Origin of the sequence: Glycomyces endophyticus, from assembly GCF_039531525.1 — a bacterium.
Lineage (GTDB): Bacteria > Actinomycetota > Actinomycetes > Mycobacteriales > Micromonosporaceae > Glycomyces > Glycomyces endophyticus.
Window position 1 is genome coordinate 73,732 of record NZ_BAAAQF010000007.1, and the last position, 18,507, is coordinate 92,238.

Consider the following 18,507-nt stretch of genomic DNA (forward strand, 5'->3'; position numbering starts at 1 on the left):
GTGCGAGCAATTCGGGGGCGTCAGTAGCTCGTACTCGACCAGCTGGCGGTCTCGAGGTCTCGATAGGACCACCTAGCGTCGGAGACGGTTCGGCGGAAGTCGAGCGCGATTGAGCAGTAGCCCTGTGAGTAGTAGACGCAGTAGGTGTACCCGACCTGGCTGCTCGAGTCCAGCGAAGAGTTCCGGTACAGCTCGTTGTACGCCGCGGTCCACGTGTCCGGTCCGACCCACCCGTCAGAGCCGAGGCCGTGGGCTTCCTGCCAGTCCTCAGTGACGGCGGCGGTATTGGATCCGAACTGGCCGTCGATGAAGGCGTTTCGGGTTGCTGTTCCATAGCCCTTCCAGGTGGCGAGGATGTTCTGCCACATCCGGACGACGTTCCCGGAGGTCATACAGCTCGAAGCGGAACTGCACAGCGTGGGGTTGTCATTCCAGCCGCCGGTGATGTAAGCGGCGGAGGCCATGGAGGGCGTCGCTGCGATGACACCGACGGAGATGGCGACGACCAGGAGCAATCGGCGGACGCCGAATCCGCGTGCCGAAGCGGGTCTGACCGCCTTCAGAGGGCTGACCGAACCAGGGGAGAGGGCCATGAGGGTTCCAATCAGGAGAATGGGGAAGATTCGTAAGGAAGCTATCGCATTCTGTAATGTGAAGTCCAGATCACAAAATGTGATCTAGATAACGCTTTCTCGTCTGTGTGTCGCGTCGTTCAGCAGGAACAGGGAAGGCCCGGACCGAGGGGAGGGAGGCTCCCCCTGGTCCGGGCCCGGGTGCGCCCCGAAGGGCGCGCGTGTCGAGCAGGGTCTGGTTCTAGCCCTTCACGGCTCCGCCGGTGAGGCCGGAGACGATGTAGCGCTGGAGGCTCATGAACACGGCCACCGTGAGCACCGAGGTCAGCAGCGTTCCGGCCGCGAAGATCCCGAAGTACGAGGCCGGCGAGTTGTCCGCCGTCAGCGTCTTCAGGCCCACCGCGAGCGTCATCTCCGGCCGGTCGGTCAGGAACAGGGACGCGAGGATGAAGTCGTTCATCGTCCCGACGAACGCGAGGATCCCCGAGATCGCGATGATCGGCGCCGCCAGCGGCAGGATCATCCCGAAGAAGATCTGCGCGTGCGAGGCGCCGTCGATCGTCGCCGCCTCGTCGAGCTCCTTCGGGATCGTGTCGAAGAAGCCCTTCATCAGCCAGGTCGAGACGCCGAGCGCCCCGCCCATGTACACCAGCATCAGCCCGAGCTTCGTGTTCAGGCCCGCGACCGGGTAGAACTCGCCGATCGCGCCGAAGATCAGGTAGAGGGCGACGACGGACAGGAACGCGGGGAACATCTGGATCAGCAGGAGGAACAGCAGCATCGGCCGCCGTCCCCTGAACCGGAAGCGGCTGAACGCGTACGCCGCCAGCGACGAGATCAGGATCGAGATGAACGCCGCCGGGACCGCGATCATGAGCGAGTTCGCGAACCACGATGCGAACGGGATGTTCGGGTCCGAGAACAGCCGCTCGAAGCTCGTCAGGCTGAACTCGGTCGGGATCAGGCCGGTCGCGGACAGGGTCCCCTTGGAGTTGAACGCCGCGGAGACCACGTAGAGGATGGGCACGAGCCCGAACACGAGCACGATGAGCGCGACCAGGTGCCGCCAGCCGTAGTCGGCCAGCCAGTTGCGCGACCGCCTCCGCTTGGGACGTGCCTCAGTTGCCGTTGCCATCAGTACACGTCCTCCTGGCTGCGGGTGGTCCGGAACATGACCGCCGAGATCGTGGCGACGATCAGGAAGATGAACACGCTGACCGCACTGGCGAAGCCGTAGTCCGCGGTGGTGGCGCCGAACGCCTGCCGGAAGGCGTAGGTGATGAGGAGGTCGGTGCCGCCGACCGTCTCGCCCGCGGGGAACGGGTTGCCGCCGCTGAGCAGCTGAATCGCGTTGAAGTTGTTGAAGTTGAACGCGAACGAGGAGATCAGCAGCGGTGTGAGCGCGATGAGCAGCAGCGGCAGCGTGATCTTGCGGAACGCGGTCACGCCGGTCGCCCCGTCGATCTTCGCCGCTTCGAGCGAGTCCGCCGGGAGCGCCTGCAGCGCGCCGAGCGAGATGAGGAACATGTACGGCCAGCCGAGCCAGGTGTTGGCGATGAGGACCATCGCACGGGCCGCCCAGGTCTCGCCGTACCAGTTGACGCTGAGCCCGAACAGGTCGTTGACGAGTCCGTAGTCGCGGTTGAACATCTGCGCCCACACCAGCAGCATCGCGAACGACGGCATGGCGTACGGCAGGATCATGAGCGTCCGGTAGACCTTGGTGCCGCGCATCGACGGCTTGTTCAGCGCCATCGCGGTGCCGAGGCCGATCGCGAAGGTGAACAGGACCGATCCGGCCGCGAACATGACGTTCCAGGCGAACACGCCGAGGAACGGGCCGCGGATCTCGGGGTCGGTGATGACGCTGAGGTAGTTGTCGAAGCCGATGTTGACCCGCCATCCGACGAGCGCGAGCTCGCCGTCCTCGGTGGCGAAGCTGCCGTCCTCGTTGTCCGCGTACCAGACCGTCCCGGTCGCCGAGTCGGTGATGCAGTCGCAGCCCTCGTCGTACGAGCGCGTGGACGTCCCCTCGAAGGCGGAGAGCCCCTGGACCTTGATGCCGGTCTCCGCCCCGGTGGGGACGGCGAGTTCGGCGAGTTCGCCTTGGCGCTCATTGAGGTCGGCGAGGGTCCACACGGTGTATCCGGGGGCGGCGGTGACGCGGCCGGTCCCGTCGACGGTGGCGCCGTCGAGCTCGGTGAGGCCTTCTTCCGTTCCGGCCCAGGTGGAGCCGTCGGCCTGGTCGGTCAGCAGGAGCGTGAGGTCGCCGGCGGCGGACTCGCCGACGGCGAGGAGGTACGTGGCGCCGTCCGGGGTCTGCTGCACGCCCGCGGCGATGATCGCCTCGACGGCACCGTCCTTGTCGGTCCGGTGCCCGTCGCCGTAGTTGGAGAACGAGGTGCCGGCCGTCATCACCACGGGGGCGATCTGGAACGCGATGAGCAGGAGCGTTCCGGGGACGAGGTATTTCAGGGGGATGGAGCGGCGTTGGAGGTAGGTGTAGAAGACGATCACGACGATGATCGCTTCGAGCACCAGGCCCCACCAGGCTCCGGCGCTGATGAGCGGCAACGCCGCCCAGACGGCCAGCGCGGCCACCACCGCGAGTACCGAGATCTTGATGATCAGGCCTGCGGCGGTGGTGGAACCGGCCGTCTGGGCACGTTGGTCGAGCATTCCTGCGCGTTCCTTCGCTCTGGGACTGGCCGGGACGCTACGCGCCGACGGCGTCGCGGATGGTCTGCGCGGCGGTGGCGGCGGCGTCGGCTCCGGTGGAGACGCCGTCGATCGCGTCGGCCTGAGCGCGGCCGAAGGGCTCCCACACGGAGTCCATGGCGGGGATGTTCGGCATGGGCACGGCGTTCTCGCCGGCGGCGGCGAAGCCCTGGATGTCGGTGTTGCCCGCCGAGAAGGTCTCGGCGGCGGCGGTGAGCGCGGGGAGACGGCCCCCGGCCTCGGCGAGCTTGAGCTGGAGGTCCTCGGTGAGGACGTAGTTGGTGACGAACTCCTGGGCGAAGACGGCGTTCTTGGCGCCGGTGGCGATGTAGAAGCCCTGGACCCCGAGGAACGGGGAGGCGGGGCCCTGGCCCTCGAAGCCGGGGATCGCGGTGACCTCGTACTCGAGGCCGGCGCCCTGAACGTCCGTGAGGGCCCAGGGGCCGGAGATCATGAACGCGGTCTTCTGCTCGACGAAGAAGGGGATCACGTTGGAGGCGTCGTAGGTGGTCTTGAGGACGCCGGACGCGCCGAGCTCGGCGAACTTCTCGAACGCGGCGACGCCGCCGGCGGAGTCGACCCCGACGTCGGACGGGTCGAGGTTGCCGGCGCCGTCGTCCTTGAAGAGGTAGCCGCCCATGGACGAGAACAGCGGGTAGGCGCTGTAGGCGTTGCCGTCGACGCCGACCTCCATGGTGAGGACCTCGTCGGTGCCGGCGGCCTGGCCGGCGGTGACGAGCTCCTCGAAGGTGGCGGGCGCGGTCGGCGCGAGCGCGGTGTTGCGGATGAGGCCCAGGTTCTCGAGGGCGTAGGCGACGCCGTAGAGGTTCCCGTCGACGGTGAACGCCTTGACGGCGGTCTCGTTGAGGGCGGCCTGCTGGTCGGTGCTGAGGGTGATGGGGGCGACCGCTCCGGCGGCGGCGTACTGGCCGGCCCAGTCGTGGGCGCCCACGACGATGTCGGGGCCCTGGCCCTGCTCGGCGGCGGTGAGGAAGTCCTGGCGGAGGGTGCCCACGTGCTCTTCGACGGTGACCTTCACGCCGACGGTGGACTCGAAGTCCTTGACGAACTCCTTGAGGACGGGGGTGCGGGTCTCGTCGGCCCAGATCACGAGTTCGCCCGAGAACTCCTCGGTGGTCTCGTTGTCGGAGCCGCCGTCGTCGGAGCCGCAGGCTGCGGCCGCGCCGAGCGCGGCGGCGGAGACGGCGGTGATACCCAGGGTCCTTCTGCGCATTGTCTTCTTCTCTCCTCATTGAGGGGCCCCGGGGCGGGGGCCGCTGGTCCGGGACTCGCGTACCCGACTGCTTACGACATTAGCAAGATGTTTCAGAACCAGGAAAGCCTTGCAACCAAACTGTTGCCAAGTTTCAGATAGGCTAGTCTGTCATCATGCGGCTTCGACTCTCTGACATCGCCCGGCAGGCCGGGGTCAGTGAGGCAACGGTGTCCCGGGTCCTGAACGACAAGCCCGGCGTCGGTCAGCAGACCCGACAGTCCGTCCTCACTGCGCTCGACGTGCTCGGCTATGAACGCCCCCAGGCTCTCCGCAAGCACGCTATCGGCCTGATCGGCCTGGTCGTGCCTGAACTCGAGAACCCGATCTTCCCGCTGTACGCGCAGACGATCTCGAACGTCCTGGCCGGTTCCGGCTACACCCCGGTGCTGTGCACCCAGACCCCCGGCGGGGTCTCGGAGGACGAGTTCGTGGAGATGCTCCGCGAGAGGGCGGTTGCCGGCATCATCTTCGTCTCGGGCCTGCACGCGGACACCACCGCGAGCACCGCACGCTACCAGGAGCTCAAGGACAAGCGCCTGCCGGTGGCCTTCGTCACCGGCCACCCGGAGGGCGTCGAGGCCGCCTCGTTCTCCTGCGACGACACCGTCGCCGCCCGGATCGCCGTCGACCACCTCGCGGGCCTGGGCCACTCGCGGATCGGCCTCGTGTCGGGCCCGGACCGCTACTGGCCGGTGCGCCGCAAGATCTCCGGGTACCGCGCCGCCATGCAGGGCGTCGGACCCGAGCTCATCGAGCTGACCCTGTTCGGCGAGCAGGGCGGCCACGCCGCCGCCTCGCGGCTCATCGACCGCGGCGCGACCGCGGTCGTCTGCGGCTCCGACATGATGGCCCTCGGCGCGATCCGCGCGGCCGAGGAGCGCGGCCTGACCGTTCCGCAAGACTTTTCAGTCGTCGGCTACGACGACTCCCCGCTCATCGCCCACACCAACCCCCCGCTCACGACCGTGCGGCAGCCGGTGCGCGACATCGCCACCGCCGCGGCACGGGCCCTGCTCGACGAGATCGCCGGGCAGCCCACCCCGTCGTCGGAATACCTGTTCCGACCCGAACTCGTCGTACGCGGTTCCACCGGTGCGGCACCCCGAGAAGACTGAAAGGGAACTCACCGATGAGTGAACACTGGTGGCGCGACGCGGTCATCTACCAGGTGTACCCGCGCTCCTTCGCCGATGCGAACGGCGACGGCATGGGCGATCTGGAGGGCATCCGCTCCCGCATCCCCTACCTCGCGAAGCTCGGCGTCGACGCCATCTGGCTGTCGCCGTTCTACGCCTCGCCGCAGCACGACGCCGGGTACGACGTCTCGGACTACCGGGCGATCGACCCGCGCTTCGGCGACCTCGGCGACTTCGACCGGATGCTCGCCGACGCGCACGCCGCCGGCATCCGCCTCATCGTGGACCTGGTCCCCAACCACACCTCGTCCGAGCACGAGTGGTTCGAGGCCGCCCTCGCCGCGGCTCCCGGCTCGCCCGAGCGAGAGCGCTACCACTTCCGGGACGTCACCGACCCCGAGGTGCCGCCGAACAACTGGCAGTCGATCTTCGGCGGTCCCGCCTGGACCAAGACCGACGACGGCGCCCAGTGGTACCTCCACCTCTTCGACTCCTCGCAGCCGGACCTGAACTGGGACAACCCGGAGGTCCACGAGGAGTTCAAGTCGGTCCTGCGGTTCTGGCTCGACCGGGGCGTCGACGGCTTCCGCATCGACGTCGCGCACGGCATGGTCAAGGCCGTGGGCCTGCCCGACACCGGCGGCGACGGCACGATCGAGATGATCGGCACCACGCAGGCCCCGTTCTTCGACCAGGACGGCGTCCACGACATCTACCGCACGTGGCGCCCGATCATCGAGGAGTACGAGGGCGACCGGATCTTCGTCGCCGAGGCGTGGACGGACTCGGCCGAGCGCCGCTCCCTGTACCTGCGCCCCGACGAGCTCCACCAGGCCTTCAACTTCGACCTGGTCCTCGCGCCGTTCAGCGCGGTCGACTTCCGCAAGGCCATCGACTCCGAGATCGCCAACAACGCCGGCGTGGGCGCGCCCTGCACCTGGGTGCTCTCCAACCACGACGTGCAGCGTCACGTCACCCGCTACGGCGGCGGCGAGCGGGGCCTGGCCCGCGCCAAGGCCGCGACGCAGCTCCTGCTGTCGCTGCCGGGCGTCGTGTACGTCTACCAGGGCGAGGAACTGGGCCTCGACGAGGTCCTCGACCTGCCCGCCGAGGTCCGCCAGGACCCGTCCTTCCACCGCACCGGCGGCGAGCAGATCGGCCGCGACGGCTGCCGCGTCCCGCTCCCGTGGGCGAAGGAGGGCGTCTCGCTCGGCTTCGGCCCCGCGGGCGAGCCCTGGCTGCCGCAGCCCGCGGCGTGGTCGGACCTCTCGGTCGAGGCTGAGGACGGCGCCCCCGGCTCCACCCTCGAGTTCTACCGCCGGGCCATCGCGACCCGCAAGGACCACCGGGCCACCGGCCTGACCTGGCTCGCCGACCCGGGCGAGAACGCGTTCGCCTTCGACAACGGCGCCCTCGTCGCGGTCGTCAACTTCGGCGACGAGCCCGTCCCGGTCGCCGGCTACGGCACCGAGGTCCTCCTCGCCAGCGCCGACCTCGCCGACGGCCACCTCCCCGGCGGCGCGGCGGTCTGGTTCGCCAAGTAGCACAAGCACATAAGGGGCGGCGGGCCGACGGCCCGCCGCCCCTTATGCGCTGCGACTGTCACACCCCGGCCATACGCTCGGACGAGACCCGGGCCGCCGCCCGGACCGGGAACCCACGACGATCGGAGGCCGGCATGCCCTGGTTCATCACCATCGGATACGGCGACGCCGCCGACTACGAGCGCACCGACCCCGCCCTGCGCGACGCCGCCCACGAGCACGACGCCCGGCTGCGCGAAGCGGGCGTCGTCATGGGCGTCGCCGGTCCACCCGTCCTGGTCCGCAACCCCGACTCCTCCGGCACCGCCACCGAGGACGGCCCCTTCATGCGTGCGGACCTCCCGGTGGCGGGCTTCGCCGTCATCGAGGCCGCCGACATCGAGGAGGCGACCCGCCTGGTGGCCCCGACCCCGTGCGCGGTGGCCCACGGCGTCGTCGAGGTCTGGCCCCTCCAGACCCCCTGAGCGCAGCAGACGCCGGGCCCCGCCGCGACGCGGCGGGGCCCGGCGCCGTTTCACGAAGCACACGCCGAAAGTTCGTCGTGTCCTCCCCGGATTCCGGTGCTAGCATCGGTAGCGTAAGGGGGTGAATGCAATGACCCATGTACCTCCCAAGACCCGCGACATGTCCATCCGCGGGCTCGACGCGCAGGTCTACGAAGCGATCCGTGTGCGGGCCGCGAAGCACGGCCAGTCCATGGAGGCCGAGATCCGGGAAGTCCTGACCCGCCTGGCCGACGGCGAGTTCGACCGTGACGCAGCGGGGATCGGCTCGCTCATCCGCTCCTACGTCGAGGACGTCGGCGGCGCGGACCTCGACCTCCCCGACCGCGACGAGCCCGACCGCGCACTGGACCTGTCTTGATCGTCGTCTTCGACACCAACGTCATTTCCGAGATCATCCGGGAGAACGGCGATTTCGGCATCGTCCTCTGGAGCAACAGGTACACCGCCGCGGCTCTGACCACCTCGGTGTGCATCGCTGAACTCAGGTGGGGCGTGGCACAGCTGCCGGCAGGCCGGAAGCGCGCCGCCCTCGAGATCGCAGTGGACAAGATCGAGATCGAGGCGTTCCGCGACCGCATCCTGCCGTTCGACGCGCGGGCGGCGGCGCACTACGGCCGGATCCGGCAGGTGCGGAGGGCGGCCGGTCGCCCGATGAGCTCGACCGATGCGATGATCGCGGCGATCTGCGCTTCCCGCGGCGCCGCGCTCGCCACCAGGAACGTCAAGGACTTCGAGGGAACCGGGGTGCCACTCCTCGACCCTTGGAAGGATCAGAGGACACCGGAATGAGCCAGGTGCAGAGCGGCGGCAAAGCCGTGGCGGCCGCCCACAGGTTGATCGTGCACGACCTCGATCCCGAGCTGTCCGACTGGCTGAGGAGGAAAGCGGCCGACAACAGCCGTTCGATGTCCTCGGAGGCGAAGGCGATCTTCGCGCAATCACGTGCGGCGGATGAGGCTCGGCGGTCCACCCGGATCGAATGACCTGTGGGAGTGCCGGGCGGCCGCCCGAAAGCGCCGCGAGCCCGGACCGGGAAACGGTCCGGGCTCGCAGTGCGTCGCGACTGGTGCTTACTTGATCTTGGTGCCCGCGGAGCGGAGCTGCTGGCAGGCCTCGACGATGCGGGCGGCCATGCCGGCCTCGGCGAGCTTGCCGTATGCGCGCGGGTCGTAGGCCTTCTTGTTGCCGACCTCGCCCTCGACCTTGAGCACGCCGTCGTAGTTGCGGAAGATGTGGTCGACGACCGGGCGGGTGAACGCGTACTGCGCGTCGGTGTCGATGTTCATCTTGATGACGCCGTGGTCGACCGCGTCGGAGATCTCCTGCGCGGTGGAGCCGGAGCCGCCGTGGAACACCAGGTCGAAGGGCTTGTCCTTGCCGACCTTGGCGCCGACCGCGTCCTGGATCTCCTTGAGGATCTCGGGGCGCAGGTGCACGTTGCCGGGCTTGTACACGCCGTGCACGTTGCCGAAGGTGAGGGCCGTCATGTAGCGGCCCTTCTCGCCGGCGCCGAGCGCCTCGACGGTGGCGAGGCCGTCCTCGACGGTGGTGTAGAGCTTCTCGTTGATCTCGGCCTCGACGCCGTCCTCTTCGCCGCCGACGACGCCGATCTCGATCTCGAGGATGATGTTGGCCTTGGCGGTGCGGGCGAGGAGCTCCTGGGCGATCTCCAGGTTCTCGGCCATCGGCACGGCCGAGCCGTCCCACATGTGGGACTGGAAGAGCGGCAGCTCGCCGCGGGCGACGCGCTCCTCGCTGATGGCGAGCAGCGGGCGGACGAAGCCGTCGAGGTGGTTCTTCGGGCAGTGGTCGGTGTGCAGCGCGACCTTGACCGGGTAGTTCTTGGCGATCTCGTGCGCGGCGGCCGCGAGGGCGACCGAGCCGGCCACCTTGTCCTTGATCGTCGGCCCGGAGAGGTACTCGGCGCCGCCGGTGGAGACCTGGACGATGCCGTCCGACTCGGCCTCGGCGAACGCGGCCAGGGCGGCGTTGAGGGTCTGGGTCGAGGTCACGTTGATGGCCGGGTAGGCGAAGGAGCCGGCCTTCGCCCGGTCGAGCATCTCGTTGTATTCCTCGGGTGTTGCGATAGGCATGCTGCCTGCTCCTTAGACAAGTCGTTGATTGCTCCCCGACCGGGGCCAGACCCAGACGCCGCTGTCTGAAGGCCTCGAGACTATTGCGTCGAGGTGAAGTATCGCCCACGAACATGTGACGGCAGAACTCAGGCTACCTGGTGGTTCACTGGTCGGACCGGGCCCTCGCCACTACGGTGGGGTTCATGAACTATCAGCAGGAATGGGCGGACGACTACGACGAGGTGTCCGAGTTCGATCTCGCGGACTCGGCCGAGCCCGGCGACGAGCCGGACCCGGAGTCGCCGGTCACCGACCCCGGCGTCCCCGACGAGGCGGACCCGGCCGACGCGGCCGAGCAGCTGTTCGCCGTCCCGCTCGACGAGGACGACGAGTCCCCCGCCTAGCGGAACGGGGCCCGGCCCCGCTTCCGCGGTGCCGGGCCCCGGTGCATTCCGGTCCTTACGCCGTACCCAGTCGGTCGAGGATCCATGCGAGGTTGAAGGCCTCTTCCTCCCAGGCGTCGTACCGCCCGGAGCGGCCGCCGTGGCCGGCCTCCATCTCCGTCTTGAGGAGCACGTCCGAGGCCGGGCTCTCGTGGCGCAGCTTCGCGATCCACTTCGCGGGCTCGTGGAAGCCGACGCGGGTGTCGTTGAGGCTGGTCACCGCGAGGATCGCCGGGTACGTGACGCCGGTGACGTTCTCGTACGGCGAGTACGACTTCATGTAGGCGTACACCTCGGGCGACTCGAGCGGGTTGCCCCACTCCTCCCACTCGATGACGGTGAGCGGCATGGTCGGGTCGAGGATCGTGTTGAGCGCGTCGACGAACGGGACGTCGGCGAGGACGCCGGTGAACCGCTCGGGGGCGAGGTTCGCGATCGCGCCCATGAGGAGCCCGCCGGCGGACCCGCCGCGGGCGACGATCCGGTCCGGGGCGGCCCAGCCGACGTCCACGAGGTGGTTCGCGGCGTCCACGAAGTCGGTGAACGTGTGCTTCTTGTGCAGGAGCTTGCCCTGCTCGTACCACTGCCGGCCCATCTCGCCGCCGCCGCGCACGTGCGCGATGGCGAAGACGACGCCGCGGTCGAGCAGGCTCAGCCGCGCGATCGAGAAGTACGGGTCGATGGAGTGCTCGTAGGACCCGTACCCGTACAGCAGGCAGGGCGCGGTCCCGTCGGCGGTGACGCCGGCCTTGGCGACGATCGAGATCGGGACCTTCGTGCCGTCCTCGGCCACGGCCCACTCGCGGTACTGGACGTAGTCGGCGGGGTCGAAGTCCCCGAGGACCGGGGTCCGCTTGCGCAGGTGCAGCGCGGCCTCGTCGATGTCGTAGTCGTACACCGAGGACGGGGTCACCAGCGACGTGTAGCCGAGGCGGATCTGCCGCGACTCGAAGTCGGGGTTCTCGCCGAGGCCGACGGCGTAGATCGGCTCGTCGAAGGCGATCTCGGTGAGGCTCCCCGCCTCGTCCAGGATGGCGACCTGGGACAGGCCGGCGCGGCGCATCGACACCACGACGTGGTCGCTGAAGGCGTCCGCCGACTCCAGGCGCACGGCCTCGTCGTGGGGGATGACCTCGTGGAACTGCGTGGTGTCGTCGACGGGGGTCCACCCGAGGGTGAAGTTCTCGGCGCCGCGGTTGTGCAGCACCCAGAACCGGTCGCCCTGGTGGTCGACGGAGAGCTCGACGCCCTGCTCGCGGCCGCCGCCGAAGAGCGTGAACTCGCCGGTGGGGTCGGCGGCGTCGAGGTAGCGCACCTCGGTGGTGATCTTGGAGCCGGAGACGATGAACAGGTACCGCTCGGAGCGGGTCAGGTCGATCCCGGTCCAGAAGCGCTCGTCGTCCTCCTGGTGGACCAGCACGTCCTTGTCCTCGTGCTCGCCGAGGACGTGGCGCCACACCTGGTGGGGGCGCCAGGCGTCGTCCACCTTGGTGTAGAAGAAGACCGAGCCGTCCAGGGACCACGAGCCGCCGTAGAAGACGTTCGGGATGTCGTCGGGGAAGTCCTCGCCGGTGCGCAGGTCGCGGAAGCGCAGGGTGAAGCGCTCGTCGCCGGAGTAGTTGACGGCGTAGGCGAGCAGGTTCCCGTCGGGGGAGACGTCGCAGGTGCCCAGGGAGAAGAAGTCGTGGCCCTCGGCGAGCTCGTTGCCGTCGACCAGGACCTCCTCGCCGTCGACGGCGACGCCGGCCTGGATCTCCGGCGGGGTGTCGCCGGAGGCCTTGAGGCGGCACTGGATGCCGTACTGCTTGCCCTCCTCCGTGCGCCCGTAGTACCACCAGCCGCGCTTGCGGACGGGCACGGAGAGGTCGGTCTCCTGGGTGCGGCCCTTGATCTCGCCGAAGATCGCCGCGCGGAGCCCGGCGAGGTGCGCGGTGCGCGACTCGGCGTAGGCGTTCTCCGCCCGGAGGTAGTCGAGCGTCTCGGGGTCCTCGGGGTCCTTCAGCCAGGCGTACGGGTCGTCGACGGTGTCGCCGTGGTGGGTTCGCGCGTGTTCGCGGCGGGGCGCCGCGGGTGTCGCGGGTTGCGTTTCCGACATGCCTCAACAATAAGGGCCCGGAGCGGGACGCGTCGGTCACAGCACGCCCGCCCGCAGTCGATCATAAGTTACTCATGAGTAACCTCCTTGCGGTTGGAATCCCTTGAAAACGCCCGAACCAGGGCGCACCGGCCTGTGAGGATAGTGCCCATGAGCGACAGGAGCGACGAAGCCGGGCCCGTGCCCGAGACGTCCGCCGAGGCGACCGGCGAGCCCGAGATCACCGCGCCCGCACCGGAACCCGCGGCCGAGCCCGATCCGGACCCGACCGCCGTGATCGAACGCCCGCGCGAGGGCGCCGCCGTCGCCCCGCCCCCCGCCGCCGCACCCGACCGCACCGCCGTCCTCGACCGCGCCGCCGACCTCGAACATCCGAGCGGCGACCCGTTCCTCGACGCCCGCGGCCTCACCGCGGCCGGCCGCCAGGGCGCGATCTTCACCGACGTCTCCCTCACCGCCCGCCCCGGCCAGGTCGTCGCCGTCACCGGCGACGGCGGCGACGGCCGCACCTCCCTCCTCCTCGCCCTCGCCGGCCGCTTCCGCCTCGACGCCGGGACCCTCACCGTCGACGGCCAGACCCGCCCCGGCCAGATCCGCCGCCGCTTCACGATCGCCCAGGCCGGCCCGCCGATCGGCTTCGCCGAGTACCACACCGTCGCGAGCTGCATCAAGGAGACGGTCGCCGTCTCCGGCGGCACCGCCACCGCCGCCAACATCCACGCCTGGCTCGACCGCCTCGCCGTCGGCGTCGACTCCGGCGACACCTTCGGCTTCCTCCCCCGCATCGACCAGATCCGCTTCGCCGTCGCCTGCGCGGCCGCCGCCCGCACCCCCGCCGTCGCCGTCGACGACGCCGACACCGGCCTCGACGTCTGCGGCGCCGAACGGGTCTTCGAGGCCCTCCGCACCGTCGCCGACGCCGGCCAGCTCGTCATCGCCGCCTGCACCCGCAGCAGCCCGCCCGCCGACACCGTCGTCGACCTCCGCGGCCGGCACCGCCCGCCCGAGCACCACCGCGACCACCGGCACGAGCGCGCCGGGAACGGAGGCCACCAGTGAGCCCGAACCTGACCGGCCCCTTCACGCTCGCCGCCGCCGAACTCCGCCGCTTCCGCGGCCACCCCATCCGCACCCTCGCGCTCGTCGCGATCGTCCTCATCCCGCTCGTCTACGGCGGCCTCTACCTCTGGTTCGCCTGGAACCCCTACGGCAAGCTCGACCAGATGCCCGTCGCCGTCGTCAACGAGGACACGGGCGCCACCGTCGACGTGAACGGCGAGAGCCAGGAGATCAACGGCGGCGACCAGCTCGTCGACCAGCTCAAGGAGGACCGCATCTTCGACTGGCGGTTCACCACCGCCGACACCGCGGCCCGAGGGCTCGAGGACGGCGACTACTACATGGTCATCACCGTCCCCGAGGACTTCTCGACCCGCCTCGCCAGCCTCTCCGGCACCGACCCCGAGCAGGCCACCGTCGAGTTCGACCTCAACGACGCCAACGGCTACGTCGCCGGCATCATGGCCTCCACCGTCGAGGCCGAGCTCCGCAACCAGATCAACACCGCCGTCTACATCACCTTCGCCACCACCATCTTCGGCGACCTCACGCAGCTCCACGACGGCCTCACCGAGGCCTCCTCCGGCGCGGCCGACCTCGCCGACGGCGCCGCCACCGCCCAGACCGGCGCGAGCGACCTCCAGTCCGGCCTCGGCGAGCTCACCACCGGCGCCCAGCAGGTCGCCGACGGCGCGAGCCAGGTCAGCGACGGCGTCGACCAGGCCGTCGGCGTCGCCCAGCCCGTCGTCCAGACCCTCGCCGGCGACTGGTCCCAGATCCAGACCGGCGCCGCCGGCGCCGCCGACCTCGCCGGCCGCGCGAACGCCGACCTCGACGCCGTCTACAGCGCCCTCTGCGGCGCCGACGCCGCCGACCCCGACGCCTGCGCCTCCCTCCAGGGCTACATCGATGACGCCGACGCCGTCAACGACGACATCCAGAACGCCAACGACACGATCCAGTCCACCTCCACCGACACGCTCAACCAGGCCTCGGAGGACCTGACGACCCTCCAGACCGGCGCGAGCGACGTCGCCGACGGCGCCGCCCAGGTCGCCTCCGCCGCCGCCACCGCCGAGGACGGCGCCGGCGACCTCGCCGACGGCCTCACGCAGCTCCAGGACGGCGCGACCACGCTCGCGAGCAGCCTCAGCACCGCCGCCGAGTCCGTCCCCAGCACCAACCCGGCCGACGACGCCGACAACGCCGAGGCCTACGGCAGCCCCGTCGCCGTCAAGGAGACGAACCTCAACCCGGCCGAGACCTACGGGCGCGGCCTCGCCCCGTTCTTCATCGCGATCGCCCTGTGGGTCTTCGGACTCATGGCCTACCTGGTGCTCGCCACCGTGAACCAGCGGGCTCTCGCCGGGCCGCTGCGCTCGGTCCCGATCGCGATCGGCGGCTGGCTCCCCGGCGCCCTCCTCGGCGTCCTGTCCGCGGTCGTCCTCTACCTCGCGGTCGAACTCGGCCTCGGCCTGGACCCGAAGGACGCCCTCGACACGGTCGGCCTGTCGATCCTCGTCATCCTCACGTTCTCCGCGATGGCGCACCTGTTCAAGCTCGCCTTCGGCACCGCCGGGAGCCTGCTCCTGGTGGTCCTGCTGATGCTCCAGCTCACCAGCGCCGGCGGCCTGTACCCGGTCGAGACCACGCCGCGGTTCTTCCAGCTCCTCCACCCGCTGCTGCCGATGGGCTACGTCGTCGACGCCCTCCGCGTCACGATCAGCGGCGGCGAGACCGCCCACGTCACGAGGGCGATCGTGATCCTGGGGGTCTACCTCGTGGGGGCGCTGGCGCTCTCCTCGCTCGTCGTGGCGACCCGGCGCAGGTGGAAGCCCGACAGCCTGAACGAGCCGCTCCAGGTGTGAGCCGGGGGGCCGCAGGCCGGGCCCTCCGGCGGGGCCGCCGAGCGGACCCGCGGCCGCGATCCGGCCTCAAGGGTCCGGCTCCGGTCCCAGGGGCCGGGCTCCCGGCCGGGGCCGCCCGTCGCGGACCCGCGGCCGTCACCGCCGTGCGGCAACTGACGGCGGCCTCGAACACGTTGTACGCGATACCGCTGAAGAAGCTGCGCATCACTCGTGCCGGTCCCGCTCGACGAGCGGCGCGAAGCCGTCCAGCATCCGCTCCAGTCCGAACCGGAAGGCGTGCTCGGCGTCGTAGGCCGCGTCGTGGGCCTCGCCCGCGGCCTGGCCGACCCGGACCGCGGTCGGGAAGCGCTCGGGGTCGAGGACCCTCGCGAGGAGGGGGCCGTTCGCCTCCCACCACTCCTGGTCGCTCATCGCGCTGGCGGCGCGCTCGGCGTCGGCCTGGGCCGCGTCCTGGGCGGCGATGCGCACGAAGCCGAGCAGGTGCGCGAGGGCGTCGTCCATCTCGACGTCGTCGAGGCCGAGGCCCTCCAGCGCCCGGAGCTCGTGCTCGTACTTCCCGCACTGCCCGGGCCCGAGCGGCGGCCGGCTCGGCGAGGCCGCGGCGGCCCAGGGGTGGGCCCGGTACAGCGCGTACGCGTCACGGGCCACCGCGGTCAGCCGCTCCCGCCAGGGGAGCCCGTCGACCGGCGTCCGCTCCATGCCCCCGAACAGGAAGTCCACCATCAGCGCGACGAGCTCGGCCTTCCCCGGCACGTACGTGTACAGCGTCATCGGGGCCTTCCCGAGCTCCTGCGCCAGCCGCCGCACCGTGACGGCGTCGAGCCCCTCGCTGTCGGCGAGCCCGATCGCCGCGGCGACCACCGCGTCGACGGTCAGCCCCTTCCGCGGCCCGCGGCTCGCCTCCGGCCCGGCCCTCCAGAGCAGTTCGAGCAGGTTCGGCCTCGGCGTCTCAGTGGCAGCACTCACGTCGAAAATCCTAACCGGAACACTTGTACATCGTACGACGTACTAAGTACAATATACAACGTACGAAGTAACGGTCCCCGTCAAGGAGCGCTCATGCGAATCACCTCGTCCGCCGTGTCCCTCAACGTCACCGACCCGACCGCCTCGGCCGAGTTCCTCAAGCGCCACTACGGCTTCACCGAGGACATGGCCGCCGACGGCTTCGTCTCGCTCTCCCGCCCCGACGCCGGGTTCAACGTGATCTTCCTGCGCACGGGCCTGTCGACCTTCAAGCCGGAGAGCGCCAAGGGCCACGCCGACGGCCTCCTCCTCGCGTTCGTGGTCGACGACATCGACGCCGAGTACGAACGCGTCCAGGCCGAGGGGGTCGCGATCACCACGCCCATCGAGACCGAGGAGTGGGGCGAGCGCTACTTCCAGACGGCCGACCCGAACGGCGTGATCGTGCAGCTCGTGCAGTGGATGACCGACCCCGCCGCCTAGCCGCGAGTCGGCCGCGGTGCGACCCGGCCGCAGCGACGACCCCGGTCCGCGTCCGCGCACGCGGCGGGCCCCGACCCGTCACGGGTCGGGGCCCGCCGCGCCTCGTCGATCAAGCCTGCCGCGCGGGCGAGGGCTCAGGGCCGCTTGGGACCACCGACGTATTCGGCCCGGAAAGCCTGCCGCGCGAAGGCTCAGGTGAGCCGGAACAGGGCCGAGGCGTGCGGCGGGAGCTTGGCGCGCAAGTGGTCGCCGGGGACGATGTCGGAGCGGTTCCAGCAATCCCGCACCCGGTCGGGCCGGGTCGTGCCCAGCGCCGCCCAGGGGAGCTGGATCTCGGCGGCCTCGGTGCCGCGGTTGAAGACGGCCGCGAAGGCGCCGTCCTCCGATGCCCAGGCGAGGTGCTTCCCCTCGCGCCATACCTCGCGGGCCCCGACCGGGTGGCGCTGCGCCGCCAGCACCTCGGGGTTGGTCAGCAGTTCGATCGTTTCAGCGCCCGACCCGGGCAGGTCCGCGCCGACCATGAGCGGAGACCGGGCGACGCACCACAGCGTGAGCATCGTCCGCTGCTCGTCGGGCGAGAGCAGGCTCTCCCGGGGCTCCCCGACCTCGGCGCGGATGCCGATGCGGCCCAGGGGAAGCATGTCGGCGTCGGGCCAGTGCCCGGGGCCGGCGTGCGGGGCCCACTCGCGGAGCAGGTCGAACGCGGCGTTGACGTCGCGCCAGCGGTCCCACAGGTCGGCGGAGATGCGCCACAGGTGCGAGTGGGCCTTGAGGTGCTCGGCGTGGCCGGTGGAGAGGTTCATGCCCGGCGAGAGGCTCAGGAGGATGTCGCGGTCGGCGCGGTCGATCGCGTGCCAGAACGCCTCGACCTCGTCCTCCCAGTACGGCGCGATCATGTCGTCGGCCTTGACGTAGTCCACGCCCCAGTCGGCGAACTGGCGCACCAGCGAGTCGTAGTAGGCCTGCCCGCCGGGGTGGGAGTGGTCGATCCCCCAGTTGTCGTCGACCCACGAGGAGCGCCGCTCCCGGTCGGGGATCTGCGCCGCCGAGTACTCGCTGCCCTTGATCGGGGTGTCGGCCGCGACGGCCTGGCGCGGGATGCCCCGCAGGACGTGCAGCCCGAACTTCAGCCCGAGCGAGTGCACGTAGTCCGCGAGCGGCTTGAACCCGGCGCCGCCCGCCGCCGACGGGAACCGGTTCGGCGCCGGCTGCGGCAGCCCGTACTCGTCGAGGACCAGCCCGGTCCCCGAGTTGTACCCGCCCGCCCGCGCCGCCGGGTCGTACCACTGCACGTCGACGACGACGTACTCCCAGCCGTGCGCGGCCATGTGCTCGGCGAGGAACTCGGCGTTGGCGCGGGTCTCGGCCTCGGTGACCGAGGTCCCGTACACGTCCCATGAATTCCAGCCCATCGGCGGAGTGGCAGCGAGTCGGGTCACAGAAACCTCCTCGGGGGGTAGGGTGCCCTGTACGCTACTCGCGCCCGCCGACGCCTTCCACTGCCCCGCCGGAAATCCTTGCGCCGCTTCGACTCGCCTCAACTGGGCGTCGACCCCCTCCCCGCCCCGCACCCCGCCTCCCCCCGGGGCCGCCGTCACGTTCCCCGCAATACCAGTTCGGCCGCCCGACCCGCCGTGTTGTACAGTGTTCACGGCAACGCGCACAACGCGTATGTCCTGGCCAGGTAGCTCAGTTGGTACGAGCGTCCGCCTGAAAAGCGGAAGGTCGCCGGTTCGACCCCGGCCCTGGCCACCATCACCACCAGG

Annotated in this window: 18 protein-coding genes and 1 tRNA gene; 11 read left to right on the plus strand and 8 right to left on the minus strand. The window is 70.4% G+C overall.

Features of this window, described 5'->3' with window-relative positions:
* Nucleotides 1-20: 20 nt before the first annotated feature.
* The 4 genes from ABD419_RS11680 to ABD419_RS11695 form a co-directional block, all read right to left on the minus strand.
* Nucleotides 21-593, minus strand: coding sequence for a peptidoglycan-binding domain-containing protein (locus tag ABD419_RS11680; protein WP_344486287.1), 573 nt, complete (start codon nucleotides 591-593; stop codon nucleotides 21-23).
* 220 nt (nucleotides 594-813) lie between these two features.
* Nucleotides 814-1,707 (minus strand): sugar ABC transporter permease, encoded by an 894-nt coding sequence (locus ABD419_RS11685; RefSeq protein WP_344486289.1) that lies wholly within the window; start codon nucleotides 1,705-1,707, stop codon nucleotides 814-816.
* A complete protein-coding gene (locus tag ABD419_RS11690; protein ID WP_344486292.1) occupies nucleotides 1,707-3,251 on the minus strand; it encodes an ABC transporter permease subunit in 1,545 nt (514 codons plus the stop codon). Before ABD419_RS11690 ends, ABD419_RS11685 begins: the two co-directional genes overlap by 1 nt.
* Nucleotides 3,252-3,288: 37 nt before the next feature.
* Nucleotides 3,289-4,524, minus strand: a complete 1,236-nt coding sequence (locus ABD419_RS11695) for a sugar ABC transporter substrate-binding protein (RefSeq protein ID WP_344486295.1) — start codon at nucleotides 4,522-4,524, stop codon at nucleotides 3,289-3,291.
* A 155-nt stretch (nucleotides 4,525-4,679) separates the two neighbouring features.
* Here ABD419_RS11695 and ABD419_RS11700 point away from each other — a divergent pair, with 155 nt between their 5' ends.
* The 6 genes from ABD419_RS11700 to ABD419_RS11725 all read left to right on the plus strand — a co-directional run bounded on the left by ABD419_RS11700 (nucleotide 4,680) and on the right by ABD419_RS11725 (nucleotide 8,735).
* Complete coding sequence (locus ABD419_RS11700; protein WP_344486298.1) at nucleotides 4,680-5,681, plus strand: LacI family DNA-binding transcriptional regulator; 1,002 nt, start codon at nucleotides 4,680-4,682, stop codon at nucleotides 5,679-5,681.
* A 14-nt stretch (nucleotides 5,682-5,695) separates the two neighbouring features.
* Complete coding sequence (locus ABD419_RS11705) at nucleotides 5,696-7,246, plus strand: glycoside hydrolase family 13 protein (protein ID WP_344486301.1); 1,551 nt, start codon at nucleotides 5,696-5,698, stop codon at nucleotides 7,244-7,246.
* 134 nt (nucleotides 7,247-7,380) lie between these two features.
* Entirely contained in the window at nucleotides 7,381-7,710 is a 330-nt protein-coding gene (locus ABD419_RS11710; RefSeq protein WP_344486304.1) for a YciI family protein, read from the plus strand.
* Between the two features lie 130 nt (nucleotides 7,711-7,840).
* Nucleotides 7,841-8,110, plus strand: coding sequence for a FitA-like ribbon-helix-helix domain-containing protein (locus tag ABD419_RS11715; RefSeq protein ID WP_344486307.1), 270 nt, complete (start codon nucleotides 7,841-7,843; stop codon nucleotides 8,108-8,110).
* Nucleotides 8,107-8,541, plus strand: coding sequence for a type II toxin-antitoxin system VapC family toxin (locus ABD419_RS11720; RefSeq protein WP_344486310.1), 435 nt, complete (start codon nucleotides 8,107-8,109; stop codon nucleotides 8,539-8,541). Before ABD419_RS11715 ends, ABD419_RS11720 begins: the two co-directional genes overlap by 4 nt.
* Nucleotides 8,538-8,735, plus strand: coding sequence for a FitA-like ribbon-helix-helix domain-containing protein (locus tag ABD419_RS11725; protein ID WP_344486313.1), 198 nt, complete (start codon nucleotides 8,538-8,540; stop codon nucleotides 8,733-8,735). The genes ABD419_RS11720 and ABD419_RS11725 overlap by 4 nt, the downstream gene beginning before the upstream one ends.
* Nucleotides 8,736-8,822: 87 nt before the next feature.
* Here ABD419_RS11725 and fbaA read toward each other — a convergent pair whose 3' ends face one another.
* Nucleotides 8,823-9,845: a class II fructose-bisphosphate aldolase gene (gene fbaA, locus ABD419_RS11730; protein WP_344486317.1), complete on the minus strand. Its 1,023-nt coding sequence runs from the start codon at nucleotides 9,843-9,845 to the stop codon at nucleotides 8,823-8,825.
* A gap of 185 nt (nucleotides 9,846-10,030) precedes the next feature.
* Between fbaA and ABD419_RS11735 the strand changes: the two genes are divergently transcribed.
* The gene (locus ABD419_RS11735) at nucleotides 10,031-10,231 is read left to right on the plus strand and encodes a hypothetical protein (RefSeq protein ID WP_344486320.1); all 201 of its coding nucleotides are present in this window, start codon (nucleotides 10,031-10,033) and stop codon (nucleotides 10,229-10,231) included.
* Nucleotides 10,232-10,286: 55 nt separating this feature from the next.
* Here the strand turns inward: ABD419_RS11735 and ABD419_RS11740 are convergent, their stop codons facing one another.
* Nucleotides 10,287-12,365: a S9 family peptidase gene (locus ABD419_RS11740; protein ID WP_344486323.1), complete on the minus strand. Its 2,079-nt coding sequence runs from the start codon at nucleotides 12,363-12,365 to the stop codon at nucleotides 10,287-10,289.
* A 150-nt stretch (nucleotides 12,366-12,515) separates the two neighbouring features.
* Between ABD419_RS11740 and ABD419_RS11745 the strand changes: the two genes are divergently transcribed.
* Both ABD419_RS11745 and ABD419_RS11750 read left to right on the plus strand, forming a co-directional pair.
* Complete coding sequence (locus ABD419_RS11745; RefSeq protein WP_344486326.1) at nucleotides 12,516-13,424, plus strand: ATP-binding cassette domain-containing protein; 909 nt, start codon at nucleotides 12,516-12,518, stop codon at nucleotides 13,422-13,424.
* Nucleotides 13,421-15,292 (plus strand): YhgE/Pip family protein, encoded by a 1,872-nt coding sequence (locus ABD419_RS11750; protein ID WP_344486329.1) that lies wholly within the window; start codon nucleotides 13,421-13,423, stop codon nucleotides 15,290-15,292. Before ABD419_RS11745 ends, ABD419_RS11750 begins: the two co-directional genes overlap by 4 nt.
* A gap of 204 nt (nucleotides 15,293-15,496) precedes the next feature.
* Here the strand turns inward: ABD419_RS11750 and ABD419_RS11755 are convergent, their stop codons facing one another.
* Nucleotides 15,497-16,258: a TetR/AcrR family transcriptional regulator gene (locus ABD419_RS11755; RefSeq protein WP_344486332.1), complete on the minus strand. Its 762-nt coding sequence runs from the start codon at nucleotides 16,256-16,258 to the stop codon at nucleotides 15,497-15,499.
* 93 nt (nucleotides 16,259-16,351) lie between these two features.
* Between ABD419_RS11755 and ABD419_RS11760 the strand changes: the two genes are divergently transcribed.
* Nucleotides 16,352-16,741, plus strand: coding sequence for a VOC family protein (locus ABD419_RS11760; RefSeq protein WP_344486334.1), 390 nt, complete (start codon nucleotides 16,352-16,354; stop codon nucleotides 16,739-16,741).
* A 191-nt stretch (nucleotides 16,742-16,932) separates the two neighbouring features.
* Here the strand turns inward: ABD419_RS11760 and ABD419_RS11765 are convergent, their stop codons facing one another.
* Nucleotides 16,933-18,180, minus strand: a complete 1,248-nt coding sequence (locus ABD419_RS11765) for a glycoside hydrolase family 27 protein (protein WP_344486337.1) — start codon at nucleotides 18,178-18,180, stop codon at nucleotides 16,933-16,935.
* A gap of 239 nt (nucleotides 18,181-18,419) precedes the next feature.
* Here ABD419_RS11765 and ABD419_RS11770 point away from each other — a divergent pair.
* Nucleotides 18,420-18,496: transfer RNA gene (locus ABD419_RS11770), tRNA-Phe, on the plus strand.
* The last annotated feature ends 11 nt before the right edge of the window (nucleotides 18,497-18,507 follow it).

Bases quoted from the DNA above. Each gene is read 5' to 3' on its own strand.
- ABD419_RS11680 (WP_344486287.1), bottom strand. From the start codon at position 593: ATGGCCCTCTCCCCTGGTTCGGTCAGCCCTCTGAAGGCGGTCAGACCC.
- ABD419_RS11685 (WP_344486289.1), bottom strand. From the start codon at position 1,707: ATGGCAACGGCAACTGAGGCACGTCCCAAGCGGAGGCGGTCGCGCAAC.
- ABD419_RS11690 (WP_344486292.1), bottom strand. From the start codon at position 3,251: ATGCTCGACCAACGTGCCCAGACGGCCGGTTCCACCACCGCCGCAGGC.
- ABD419_RS11695 (WP_344486295.1), bottom strand. From the start codon at position 4,524: ATGCGCAGAAGGACCCTGGGTATCACCGCCGTCTCCGCCGCCGCGCTC.
- ABD419_RS11700 (WP_344486298.1), top strand. From the start codon at position 4,680: ATGCGGCTTCGACTCTCTGACATCGCCCGGCAGGCCGGGGTCAGTGAG.
- ABD419_RS11705 (WP_344486301.1), top strand. From the start codon at position 5,696: ATGAGTGAACACTGGTGGCGCGACGCGGTCATCTACCAGGTGTACCCG.
- ABD419_RS11710 (WP_344486304.1), top strand. From the start codon at position 7,381: ATGCCCTGGTTCATCACCATCGGATACGGCGACGCCGCCGACTACGAG.
- ABD419_RS11715 (WP_344486307.1), top strand. From the start codon at position 7,841: ATGACCCATGTACCTCCCAAGACCCGCGACATGTCCATCCGCGGGCTC.
- ABD419_RS11725 (WP_344486313.1), top strand. From the start codon at position 8,538: ATGAGCCAGGTGCAGAGCGGCGGCAAAGCCGTGGCGGCCGCCCACAGG.
- fbaA (WP_344486317.1), bottom strand. From the start codon at position 9,845: ATGCCTATCGCAACACCCGAGGAATACAACGAGATGCTCGACCGGGCG.
- ABD419_RS11735 (WP_344486320.1), top strand. From the start codon at position 10,031: ATGAACTATCAGCAGGAATGGGCGGACGACTACGACGAGGTGTCCGAG.
- ABD419_RS11740 (WP_344486323.1), bottom strand. From the start codon at position 12,365: ATGTCGGAAACGCAACCCGCGACACCCGCGGCGCCCCGCCGCGAACAC.
- ABD419_RS11745 (WP_344486326.1), top strand. From the start codon at position 12,516: ATGAGCGACAGGAGCGACGAAGCCGGGCCCGTGCCCGAGACGTCCGCC.
- ABD419_RS11760 (WP_344486334.1), top strand. From the start codon at position 16,352: ATGCGAATCACCTCGTCCGCCGTGTCCCTCAACGTCACCGACCCGACC.